Below are 11,651 nucleotides of genomic sequence, written 5' to 3' on the forward strand. Positions count from 1 at the left end.
GTTCATTGTGACGCAATCTAGCACGCCGTCTTCGGCTAACATCACCGTGGTGAAATGCCCGACCTGCCAATCCAAGGTTGAATGGAGCGAGAAAAGCCCATTTCGCCCTTTCTGCTCAAAGCGCTGCCAGCTGATTGACCTTGGCGAATGGGCCGAGGAAGAAAAAGCGATCCCGGGTGCGCCCGACATGTCTGATTCCGACGGCTGGTCGGAAGATATGGGCTATTAATTAATATAGAGCCTAGCTCCTGGTTTCGTGGAAACACGAGCAATCCGCTAGGCTCAATTTTACATCCCCATCAACTTATCCAGCACTATCTCATTCGCTTCCGGGAAATCATAGTCTCGAAGTTTAGTCAGTTTTACCCATTCACCCGGTTGGCCTTCTTTGCCATATGCCTCTCCTTCAAATCCCTTAACCAGAAAGAAATCAAACTTCAGCGCTTTTTCCGGATATTCGTGCTCAAGGGCAATAAAATGCTCCAGTTCGGTAACCAGAATCCCGACTTCTTCATCAAGCTCACGTATAACAGCCTGCTCTGCTGTCTCGCCGCACTCAACCTTACCTCCGGCAAACTCCCAGAAACCACCTTTATGCGCCTTAGCGGCACGCTGAGTAATAAATACCTTATCCTGCTGATCGTTCAAAATGATTCCGGCCGAGATCCAAACTTGTTTCTTATCCATTTCAAAGCCTGCTTTTCATTTCGAGGGACACTGCAATCCCTCTTTTAATCGTTATAAAAAAGGCCGCTTGCGCGGCCTTTTACTGTATCAAACCTATCCGGAGGATCAATTAACTGATCTTACCGTGACACTGCTTGTATTTTTTACCGGAACCACAAGGGCAAGGCTCATTACGACCTACCTTGCGCTCTTCACGCTGGAACGGTGTCGCTTCCTGAGCTTCGCTGCTTTCATCGGCAATCTGGCTTTCCGCATTCTGGTGCTGGAACTGTTGACGACGAGCTAGCTCTTCAGCCTGACGGCGACGCTCTTCTTCCAGACGCTCAACTTCTTCCTGCTGCTGAACACGTACCTTGCTCAGAATCGCAATCACATCCGATTTCAGGCTCTCAAGCATGCCCTCGAACAATTCAAACGACTCACGCTTGTATTCCTGTTTCGGGTTCTTCTGAGCATAACCACGCAGGTGGATCCCCTGACGCAGGTGATCCATTGCAGCCAGATGCTCTTTCCACAATGTATCCAGGTTCTGCAGCATCACCGTCTTCTCGAAGTTGCGTAGTACCGGAGCACCAACCACTTCTTCCTTCTGACGATAAATTTCGACCGAAGTATTCACAATACGCTCACGTAATGCTTCTTCGTAAAGCTTCTCTTCGCTATCCAGCCACTCCTGAATTGGCAGCTCCAGATCAAACTCTTTCCTCAGGTGCTCTTCCAGTCCCGGAATGTCCCACATTTCTTCCAGCGACTGCGGCGGAATGTAACCATCAATAACAGCTTGAATTACATCATCGCGGTTCTGCTCGATCATCTCGCTGATGTCTTCAGCATTCATCAGCTCGTCACGCAGCTCGTAAACAACCTTACGCTGATCATTTGCTACGTCATCAAATTCAAGCAACTGCTTACGAATATCGAAGTTACGGCCTTCAACCTTGCGCTGAGCGTTTTCAATCGCCTTGGTTACCCATGGGTGCTCAATCGCTTCGCCTTCTTCCATACCCAGCTTCTTCATCATGTTCGATACACGTTCAGAGGCAAAAATACGCATCAAGCCATCTTCCATCGACAGATAAAAGCGAGATGAACCCGGATCACCCTGACGACCGGAACGACCACGCAGCTGATTATCGATACGACGGGACTCATGACGCTCTGTACCGATAATATGCAAACCACCAGCAGCTAGTACGGCTTCATGGTTATCCTTCCACTTCGCCTTAATAGCAGCAATTTGATCGTCTGTAGCATTGTCCAGCTTGGCAACGTCACTCTGCCATGAGCCACCCAACACGATATCCGTACCACGGCCGGCCATATTGGTTGCAATTGTTACTGCACCAGACTGACCCGCTTCAGCAACGATGTCCGCTTCTTTCTCGTGGAACTTCGCATTCAGAACCTGGTGCTTGATACCTTGTTTCTTCAGCGCATTAGACAGAAGTTCAGATTTTTCAATCGAGACTGTACCCACCAAGACTGGCTGGCCTTTTTCGACACGCTCTCTGATGTCTTCACTGATAGCAGCAAACTTCTCAAGCTCGGTCATGTACACCAAGTCACCCATATCATCACGGATCATTGGTTTGTTAGTAGGAAGTACCACGGTTTCCAGACCGTAGATAGACTGGAATTCGAACGCTTCGGTATCGGCCGTACCTGTCATACCCGACAGCTTGGAGTATAGACGGAAGTAATTCTGGAAAGTGATCGATGCTAGGGTCTGGTTTTCGTTCTGGATCTTCGCTCCTTCTTTGGCTTCAACAGCCTGATGAAGACCTTCAGACCAACGGCGACCAGGCATAGTACGACCAGTGTGCTCATCAACGATGATCACTTCATTATCTTTAACGATATAGTCAACATCACGCTCAAACAGCACATGGGCACGAAGCGCCGCATGCACGTGATGTAGCAGGCTGATATTGGCAGGTGAATACAGTGTATCGTCCTCTTCCATCATGCCTTTTTGCTTAAGCAGCTCTTCAACAAACTCCTGACCTGTTTCTGTCAGGTGTGCCTGTTTGGATTTCTCGTCAACCGTATAGTGGCCATCGCCACGGTATTCTTCGGTATCTTCCTGATCCTGCTTTTGCAGGCTTGGGATCAGGCCATTGATCTTGATATACAGCTCTGAACTATCTTCAGCAGGACCGGAGATGATCAGCGGCGTACGGGCCTCATCGATCAGGATAGAATCCACTTCATCGACTACGGCAAAGAAGCGCTCGCGCTGAACGCAATCTTCCGGACGAAATGCCATATTGTCACGCAGGTAGTCGAAGCCAAATTCGTTGTTAGTACCATAAAGTACATCTGCTGCGTAAGCTTCTTTCTTCGCTTGCGGCGGCATGTTAGGCACGTTAACACCAACAGTCATGCCCAGGAATTCAAATAACGGACGGTTGGTTTCCGCATCTCGTGCAGCCAGGTAGTCGTTCACCGTTACAATGTGAACACCTTTGCCCGTCAGCGCATTCAGGTACGCAGGCAGGGTTGCCGTCAGGGTCTTACCTTCACCAGTACGCATCTCGGCTATCTGGCAGTTATTCAGCACCATACCGCCAATCATCTGAACATCGAAGTGACGCATGCCAAAGACACGCTTAGATGCTTCACGGACAGTTGCAAATGCTTCAGGAAGAAGCTGGTCGAGGGTTTCACCTTGATCTAAACGCTCACGGAATTCAGCTGTTTTTGCTTTCAGCTCTTCATCCTGCAGGCTTTCAAATTGAGGTTCTAGCTTATTGATTTGGTCTACAATTTTGCGCATACGACGCAGAGTGCGGTCGTTACGGCTACCGATAACTTTGGTCAGTAGTTTTGATAACATGGCGATGCCGTTTTCTCTTTGTTATTTCAGCTTCAGTACTGGCTGAATCGCTTAATCTGGGTTTCATAACCGGGATTGAATCATCCCTATCCCGTCTGAATCCGCCACAAATGTGACAACAGAAGCCGACACGAAAAACAAGGGTTATAAGTGATATTGTGGCCACCTTGATTGATTTCAAGGGGAATAAGAAAACAATACCAATGATTTGCTCAAGGCCGACGTCTTACCGACAATTGCAGCCCCGCTGCTAGGCATACATGCCATTGCTATAGATATGCTGATAATCATTATCCAGCAATTCTACAGACTTGGTATAATATGACATATTGACGAGGCCGCCTATGATAAATACGGGTGACTTGCTTTTCATATACGAAAAATTAGAACTTAGCCCCTAAATCATGATTTGGAATGGAGTGTAATGCGCGATCATCGCCCTCAAACCACCGCCAGCCTGCTCGATGACAGCCAGTTAGGCAACATCCAACAGCGTGCTATCGCACTCAGCAAGCTGAACAAAGCCGTCAAGCAGCACCTCGATTGCGCTGAGTTCTGCCGTGTCAGTAACTATCGGCAAGGCACGCTGATTATCGAAACTGCATCGGCAGCCTGGTCTATGCGGCTTAATTATGAGCGCAATAACCTGATCAAAAAACTCAGGGAAAAACTTCTGCCAAACCTGGGCAATATTGAGGTAAAAATTAATCCGGCACTGGCTGCGGTTGAACAGAAACCAAAAGAGAAGACACCAGATATTGTCCAGAAACCTATCTCCCCTCTGGCAGCGCAGTATTTACTTAGCGCAGCAAAAAACGCACCCAAGAAGGTGAAAGACAAGCTTGAACGACTTGCCGCCCTTTCAGCCAAGGGAAAAAATAAATAACAAAGTTCAAGAAATAATGGCAGGAAAAGCGGGTCTTGCAGATTACACAAACAAAAACGCCGGACTGAGTCCGGCGTTTTTATCAATTCTTATGGCTTAAGCCAGTACCATTCCCGGCTGGGCAAAGGTAACCGGTACTTCGTGTTCTTCCTCAAAGGTCGACCACTCATAAGCTTCCTGATCAGCAAGTACAGCACGCAATAGCTTGTTGTTCAATGCATGGCCAGACTTATAAGCACACATTTCACCGATAATGTTGTGGCCGCACATGTAAAGGTCACCAATGGCATCCAGAACTTTGTGAGTCACTAGCTCATTATCGAAACGTAGGCCTTCATCGTTCAGGATACGATAGTCATCCAAAACAATGGCATTATCAAAGCTCCCCCCCAGACACAGGTTCTGTGACTGAAGGTACTCGATATCACGCATGAAACCGAAGGTTCGTGCACGACTGATATCTTTTACAAATGACTGGCTGGAAAAATCCAACACTAGACGCTGCTGCTCTGATTCAATCGCCGGGTGATTAAAATCGATGGCGAAGTCAAGGCGGAATCCATTATGTGGACGTAGCTCTGCCCATTTATCACCATCTTCGACGCGAACAGTTTTTTTGATACGCAAGAATCGCTTCGGCGTGTTCAGCGTATCGATACCGGCAGACTGCAGCAGATAAATAAATGGGCTGGCGCTACCATCCATAATTGGAATTTCAGGCGCATCCACTTCGATAATCACGTTATCGATACCCATACCTGCTAAAGCCGCGTTCAAGTGTTCAACAGTTGAGATACGCACCCCTTCTTCATTCACAAGGGCGGTACACAGCATGGTATCTCGTACTGAATCAGCATCAGCCGGAAAATCAACAGGCGGATTCAAATCAGTACGGCGATAAATCACACCAGTATTTGCTGCGGCAGGACGAAGAATAAGCGTCACCTTACGGCCAGAGTGAAGGCCCACCCCAGTCGTTTGCACTATGCTTTTCAGTGTACGTTGTCTAATCATCTGCTCTTCTCAACTATTGTTAGCCAATACATCGGCCCATTTATAACAAATGTTCGATAAATGGGCAGATATGATACCACTTCTTATTTGATAACCCAAACAGTTTACGCCGACTAGTCAGCCTGCTTGCGCAAAAACGCAGGGATATCAAGGTAGTCGTGGTCAGCCTGAGGCTTTGATTTTGGTGCTGCAGAAGAGGCTGATGACGGCACGTTAGTTTCAGCTGCAGGAGCTTGCTGAGTCAACGGTGCAGATTTCGCTTCTTCAACTGCAGGTGCTGCAGTTTTTTCCTGAGCAACAGCCTGTACAGGCTTAGAAGTCGTAACCAGGGTAATATCTGGCTTACTTTCTTTGCCGATACCTGTTGCAACAACAGTGACACGCAGCTCATCAGACATTTCTGGATCCAGAGATGTACCGATAACAACGGTTGCATTGTCTGATGCAAATGCCTTCACTGTGTTACCCACAGTTTCAAACTCATCAAGACGCATATCAAGACCAGCAGTAATGTTAACCAAAACACCACGCGCACCAGCCAAATCGATATCTTCCAGCAGCGGGCTTGAAATTGCCATTTCTGCCGCTTCTTCCGCACGATCGTCACCGGTGGCAACACCGCTGCCCATCATGGCATGGCCCATCTCAGACATCACAGTGCGAACGTCAGCAAAGTCGACGTTAATCATACCCGGGCGGGTAATTAGCTCTGCAATACCCTGAACGGCGTTTTTCAGCACGTCATTTGCTTTAGCAAATGCGTCCAGCAGCGTAATACCACGGCCAAGAACTTTCAGCAGCTTCTCATTTGGAATCGTGATCAGAGAGTCAACATGCTTGGACAGCTCTTCGATACCCTGCTCGGCAAACGCCATGCGCTTTTTGCCTTCAAAGCTAAACGGCTTGGTCACAACCGCAACGGTAAGAATACCCAGCTCTCTTGCTACTTCAGCAATAATTGGCGCGGCACCGGTACCGGTACCACCACCCATACCGGCAGCAATAAAGATCATGTCAGAACCTTGCAGCTCAGTCTTGATCGCTTCACGATCCTCAAGGGCCGAATCACGACCTACCTGAGGGTTAGCACCTGCACCCAGACCCTTAGTGATATCACCACCAATCTGGATCACAGTACTTACACTGCTCTTACGAAGTGCCTGAGCATCAGTATTTACACTGATAAACTCAACACCTTCAATCGACTCACGTACCATGTGATCGACAGCATTACCGCCGCCGCCGCCAACGCCAATGACCTTGATTACTGCTTCATCAGACATTTCCATCATCGGTTCAAACATTTGTTCTCTCCGTCTTTCCTGTTCGCATCAGGTTTAAAATTCTTTTCTTAGCCAGCCACTGATTTTAGAGAATATTCCGGAAACCGAACGCTTCGGCTCCAGATCACTACCATCAAATGTCTGACTGTCCTTTCCGTAATGCAGTAAACCTACTGCAGTCGCATAATGCGGTGACTGGACATAATCAGTCAGGCCACTTAGCTCCAACGGCTGACCTATCCGTACCTGATTGCGAAAAACTCGCTCGGCACATTCAATCAAACCTTCCATTTGTGCGGCTCCCCCAGTGAGGACAATGCCCGCGGCTAAATGGTGTTTTTCGCCCGCATTACGCAGTTGTTCTTGTATTTCCAGTAGCTTCTGGTTAACCAGCCCCAACAGCTCACTGTAACGGGGTTCTATGACTTCAGCTAACGTCTGGCTCTGCAAACTGCGGGATGGGCGGCCACCGACACTCGGGACATCCACTTTCGCATCTTTGCTTACCAGCTCACTCAGCGCACAGCCATATTTTACTTTAATTTCTTCAGCATCTCCCGGCGGGGTACCAAATGCGTAGGCAATGTCACTGGTTACAACATTGCCGGCATACGGAATCACTTCGGCATGGCGTAATGCCCCACCGATCCAGACCGCAAGGTCCATCGTACCGCCACCGATATCAACCACACAAACACCCAGTTCGCGTTCGTCTGCCGTCAGCACTGCATGGCTGGCAGCCAGGCCAGAGAAGATCAACTGATCAACCTTCAGCCCACAGCGTTCTACCGCCTTGACGATATTCCGAGCCATGTCATTGTGACAGGTAATCAAATGTACACTGGCTTCCATGCGAACTCCTGATAAACCAACAGGGTTTTTAATTCCCTCTTGATAATCAATAGCAAATTCCTGAGGAATTACATGCAAAGTTCGGTGTTCATCGCTAATTTTTACGGATTTCGCTGTATGAATAACATTATCAACGTCATCCTGCGTTACCTCTTCATCCGAAATAGGCACCATGCCTTTTTCCGTTTGGCAACGTATATGTTTGCCTGATAATGACAAAAACACAGAGGAGATCTGGCAATCTGCCATCAGTTCAGCTTGATCTACTGCACGCTGAACCGACTTAACTACGGACTCAAGATCATTGACCCCGCCTTTATCCATTCCCCGTGACGGGCTGCTACCGACACCGATGACATTCACACCACCATCAGGCAACACTTCCCCTACCAAAGCACACACTTTGGAAGTGCCTATATCCAGGCCCACTATGAGTTTTTTATCTGCCGCCTTCGTCATTAGCGCACGCTCTTATCGTTATACCCTGCCATAACACACCTGCTACCCTGGCAGGCCTGCCTCCGGCCAGTATTATTCTGGAACCACATCCCAACCCACAGCAGCCCCGGTATCGTAGCGTAAATCTACGTACTCAACGGCTTTTCCTAGCTGCTCTAATTCCGGATACAACCCGACAAACCGTTCAAGACGCTCCATCCGGGCTTCTCGACCCAACTCAAGTCGAACTCCGTTAGTTAACCATACCCGCCAGGCACGACGTTCATTAAACGCCAAAGCGGCAATGTCGAACCCGGCACGTTGTAATCTCGGCTGCATTTCTAACAGCGCTGCCAGCATTTCACGGCTGGTATTCTCCGGCCCCGTCAGCTCAACTAGATTCTGTCCGGAGACCTGCTCCGCCGGAGCCAGAAAGACATCGCCTTCTGTATTGACCAGGTAGTGCTGATTCCAAACCGCTGCTGGCTGGTGCTCGACCAGAAAGACTTTAATCGAATCTGGCCACTGTTTTCGCACTGATGTCCTTGCAATCCAAGGCAAAGCATCCAGAGTATGCTGAATATCATCGACATCCTGAGTCATAAAACTACTCAGATGATCCAGTTCTAGAATCGCCTGACGGACATCATCCGTACTCAGGTAGTGCAGCTCTCCCTGAATTACCAGCTGGGAAAGCGGCAACCGATTGGCATCTGTCATCCAGTTTATTGCCGCGCTCAACAGCCAGGCAATAAAACCGATAACAAAAAGGAAAAACGCCAATCCCCCCCACTGGCCAGGTGTTACTGAAAACGGAAGGGATATTTTTTTCAAGGCTGCATCAGCCATATTGTTCGTTCCCCTTACCTCAGCTGTCAGCTTTATGTCCCTATATTAATAATTTAGGGCCAAGCTGATCCTTGATACAATCAGGTAGGAGTATGCAAAGTTGCTCGATTATACCGACCAACCCGCAGCACTCCAACTATTGTTGGAGGTTTACTTACATATCCTGAGAACAAAGTCAGGTAAATGCTTCGATTACCGACACTTTGCCGCCTAAAAATCACGCAAAGCTTATGCCTTTATCACAATTTATTGGTTGCTAATATTGATTTTCACTCATTTTTGTGATGCTTAGCTTCATTTCGGCCAATTTCCGTGCAACTTTGCCAACATCTCCGGCTCCCTGAGTTAAAACCAGATCACCTTCCTGAATAATACTGGCCAATGCCGCTGGCAACGCATCACTATTTGGCACAAAAATCGGATCGATCTTGCCGCGTCCGCGGATAGTGCGGCAAAGAGAACGGCCATCGGCTCCGGCAATCGGCTTCTCACCAGCCGCATAAACATCTAGCATGACCAGCACATCCACCTGCTCCAACACGTTGGCAAAGTCTTCATAAAGATCTCGGGTACGACTGTAACGATGTGGCTGGAAGACCATCACCAATCGCTTATCTTCCCAACCAGCACGTGCCGCTTTGATGGTTACGTCGACTTCACTTGGGTGATGGCCGTAATCATCTACCAGCATGACGTTTCCGTTACCGCTGTCGAATTCACCAAGGTGATCGAAACGACGCCCCGTCCCCTGGAACTCAGCCAAAGCCTGAATAATAGCTTCATCCTCAACCCCTTCTTCCGTTGCAACCGCAACAGCCGCAGTGGCGTTAAGGGCATTATGGCGACCAGGAATATTCAGCTTCACTTCAAGAGCAGGCTTACCTTTACGCAATATTGAAAAATATCCCTGCTGCCCGCGTTGATCATAATCAACTAAGCGCACATCAGCATCTTCAGAGAAACCATAAGTAATCACCTGACGGCCAATTTGCGGAAGCAACTCACGAACCACCGGATCATCAATACACATCACTGCCAGCCCATAGAAAGGCAGGTTATGCAAAAAGTCGATAAATGTCTGCTTCAGTACATTGAAGTCACCGCCATAAGTTTCCATATGGTCTGCTTCGATGTTAGTGACCACACACACCATTGGTTGCAAATGCAAAAATGAAGCATCACTTTCATCAGCTTCCGCAATTAAATAACGACTAGAGCCCAGGCGCGCATTAGTACCGGCACTTTTAACCAGGCCACCGTTAACAAACGTCGGATCCAACCCAGCCTCAGAATAAATCTGGGTCATCAATGCCGTTGTCGTCGTTTTGCCATGGGTACCAGCAATCGCGATACCGTGACGATAACGCATCAATTCCGCCAACATCTCAGCACGGCGAACCACAGGGATCCTCAGCTCTCGTGCAGCAACCAATTCCGGATTATCGGCAGCAATCGCCGTCGACACCACAACCACGCTGGCACCTTGAACATTATCATCAGCATGGCCAAAGAAAATTTCTGCCCCTTTGGCAGTCAGACGCTCCGTGACCGCATTTGGCGTAATATCCGAGCCACTAATGCAGTAACCCTCATTAATCAAAACCTCTGCAATACCGCTCATCCCGGCACCGCCGATCCCAACAAAGTGAATACGCTCAACGCGGCGCATCTCTGGCACCATGGTTCGAATTTTTGCTAATTGCTGGTTATCCAGTTTACTCATCACTCTGTCTCGTCTTATTTATTTGCCAACGATTTAATCACTTCAGCCACTCTGGCATCAGCATCAAGGATCGCTGCATCTCGTGCTGCCATTGCCATTTTGACAAGTGCGTCACGATCTAACTGTTTTAATTCTTCTACCAAACCAGCCGCGGTCAAATCCGGCTGTTCAATCATCTTGGCCGCCCCACACTGAACCAAATGGTCGGCATTCAGTGCCTGTTGACGATCTTTGTGCATAAACGGAATAAAAATAGCACCGACTCCCGCAGCTGAAAGCTCAGAGACTGTCAGCGCACCTGAACGGCAAACCACAATATCGGCCCAAGCGTAAGCCGCTGCAACATCATCGATAAATTCAGTGACCTTATGCTGGACATCTGTCTTGGCCGCATACGCCTGCTCAGTCTCAAACTGGCTGCCTTTACCAGCCTGGTGCCAGATAGCCGCTTGCTCACCAAGTAGACCCGCGACTTTTGGCATAGTCTGATTCAAAATGCTAGCCCCCTGACTACCGCCCATCACAAGAATACGGATCGGTCCCTGACGTTCAGCAAGACGTTCTTTGGGAATCGGCAGCTTAGTCACATCCTGACGAACAGGATTTCCGACCACCTCCTGATTTGGAAATGCCCCAGGGAATGCCTGGAGAACCTTCGCGGCAATTCGGGACAACCACTGATTTGTCAGCCCGGCAACGGCATTTTGTTCGTGCAATACCACCGGAACACCGGAAAGCCAGGCCGCAACACCACCCGGCCCACTAACATAACCGCCCATCCCCAGCACCACGTCAGGCTGCCAGGCTTTAATGTATTTACGGGCCTGAAAAATAGCACCGACTATTTTGAGTGGCGCAACAAGCAAACGGACAATGCCCTGGCCCCGTAAGCCTTTAACTTTAATGAAATCGATGTCGATACCGTGCTTGGGTACCAACTCGGCCTCCATACGGTCAGCCGTGCCAAGCCAGTGGATTTCCCATCCTTCTTCCTGAAGCTTCTTGGCTACTGCCAATCCGGGAAAAACATGTCCCCCCGTACCACCAGCCATGACCAGCAAGCGTTTATTCTTGTTCATTCTC

10 protein-coding genes are annotated in these 11,651 nt (G+C 48.8%); 2 read left to right on the plus strand and 8 right to left on the minus strand.

Going from position 1 to position 11,651, the window contains the following annotated elements; all coding sequences use genetic code 11:
* Positions 1-7: 7 nt before the first annotated feature.
* Positions 8-229 carry a DNA gyrase inhibitor YacG gene (yacG, locus tag Q0852_RS14475; RefSeq protein ID WP_299019111.1) on the plus strand — a complete coding sequence of 74 codons (222 nt, stop codon included), beginning with the start codon at positions 8-10 and terminating at the stop codon, positions 227-229.
* 59 nt (positions 230-288) lie between these two features.
* Here yacG and mutT read toward each other — a convergent pair whose 3' ends face one another.
* Complete coding sequence (gene mutT, locus Q0852_RS14480) at positions 289-687, minus strand: 8-oxo-dGTP diphosphatase MutT (RefSeq protein ID WP_299019113.1); 399 nt, start codon at positions 685-687, stop codon at positions 289-291.
* Between the two features lie 109 nt (positions 688-796).
* Positions 797-3,523, minus strand: coding sequence for a preprotein translocase subunit SecA (gene secA, locus Q0852_RS14485; RefSeq protein WP_299019115.1), 2,727 nt, complete (start codon positions 3,521-3,523; stop codon positions 797-799).
* Between the two features lie 424 nt (positions 3,524-3,947).
* Here secA and Q0852_RS14490 point away from each other — a divergent pair, with 424 nt between their 5' ends.
* The gene (locus Q0852_RS14490) at positions 3,948-4,409 is read left to right on the plus strand and encodes a DUF721 domain-containing protein (protein WP_299019118.1); all 462 of its coding nucleotides are present in this window, start codon (positions 3,948-3,950) and stop codon (positions 4,407-4,409) included.
* Positions 4,410-4,505: 96 nt separating this feature from the next.
* Here the strand turns inward: Q0852_RS14490 and lpxC are convergent, their stop codons facing one another.
* The 6 genes from lpxC to murG all read right to left on the minus strand — a co-directional run bounded on the left by lpxC (position 4,506) and on the right by murG (position 11,647).
* A complete protein-coding gene (lpxC, locus tag Q0852_RS14495) occupies positions 4,506-5,423 on the minus strand; it encodes a UDP-3-O-acyl-N-acetylglucosamine deacetylase (RefSeq protein ID WP_299019120.1) in 918 nt (305 codons plus the stop codon).
* Positions 5,424-5,536: 113 nt separating this feature from the next.
* Positions 5,537-6,727 carry a cell division protein FtsZ gene (gene ftsZ, locus Q0852_RS14500; protein WP_299019121.1) on the minus strand — a complete coding sequence of 397 codons (1,191 nt, stop codon included), beginning with the start codon at positions 6,725-6,727 and terminating at the stop codon, positions 5,537-5,539.
* 33 nt (positions 6,728-6,760) lie between these two features.
* Positions 6,761-8,017 (minus strand): cell division protein FtsA, encoded by a 1,257-nt coding sequence (gene ftsA, locus Q0852_RS14505; RefSeq protein ID WP_299019123.1) that lies wholly within the window; start codon positions 8,015-8,017, stop codon positions 6,761-6,763.
* Positions 8,018-8,089: 72 nt separating this feature from the next.
* Positions 8,090-8,845 (minus strand): cell division protein FtsQ/DivIB, encoded by a 756-nt coding sequence (locus Q0852_RS14510; RefSeq protein WP_299019125.1) that lies wholly within the window; start codon positions 8,843-8,845, stop codon positions 8,090-8,092.
* 256 nt (positions 8,846-9,101) lie between these two features.
* Complete coding sequence (gene murC / locus Q0852_RS14515) at positions 9,102-10,568, minus strand: UDP-N-acetylmuramate--L-alanine ligase (protein ID WP_299019127.1); 1,467 nt, start codon at positions 10,566-10,568, stop codon at positions 9,102-9,104.
* Between the two features lie 14 nt (positions 10,569-10,582).
* Positions 10,583-11,647, minus strand: coding sequence for an undecaprenyldiphospho-muramoylpentapeptide beta-N-acetylglucosaminyltransferase (gene murG / locus Q0852_RS14520; RefSeq protein ID WP_299019129.1), 1,065 nt, complete (start codon positions 11,645-11,647; stop codon positions 10,583-10,585).
* Positions 11,648-11,651: the final 4 nt, after the last annotated feature.

The sequence above is a fragment of the uncultured Photobacterium sp. genome (genome assembly GCF_947502415.1).
Taxonomy (GTDB): domain Bacteria; phylum Pseudomonadota; class Gammaproteobacteria; order Enterobacterales; family Vibrionaceae; genus Photobacterium.

Excerpts from the sequence above, each read along its gene's own strand:
- mutT (WP_299019113.1), bottom strand. The coding sequence starts at position 687 with ATGGATAAGAAACAAGTTTGGATCTCGGCCGGAATCATTTTGAACGAT.
- secA (WP_299019115.1), bottom strand. The coding sequence starts at position 3,523 with ATGTTATCAAAACTACTGACCAAAGTTATCGGTAGCCGTAACGACCGC.
- Q0852_RS14490 (WP_299019118.1), top strand. The coding sequence starts at position 3,948 with ATGCGCGATCATCGCCCTCAAACCACCGCCAGCCTGCTCGATGACAGC.
- lpxC (WP_299019120.1), bottom strand. The coding sequence starts at position 5,423 with ATGATTAGACAACGTACACTGAAAAGCATAGTGCAAACGACTGGGGTG.
- ftsZ (WP_299019121.1), bottom strand. The coding sequence starts at position 6,727 with ATGTTTGAACCGATGATGGAAATGTCTGATGAAGCAGTAATCAAGGTC.
- ftsA (WP_299019123.1), bottom strand. The coding sequence starts at position 8,017 with ATGACGAAGGCGGCAGATAAAAAACTCATAGTGGGCCTGGATATAGGC.
- Q0852_RS14510 (WP_299019125.1), bottom strand. The coding sequence starts at position 8,845 with ATGGCTGATGCAGCCTTGAAAAAAATATCCCTTCCGTTTTCAGTAACA.
- murC (WP_299019127.1), bottom strand. The coding sequence starts at position 10,568 with ATGAGTAAACTGGATAACCAGCAATTAGCAAAAATTCGAACCATGGTG.
- murG (WP_299019129.1), bottom strand. The coding sequence starts at position 11,647 with ATGAACAAGAATAAACGCTTGCTGGTCATGGCTGGTGGTACGGGGGGA.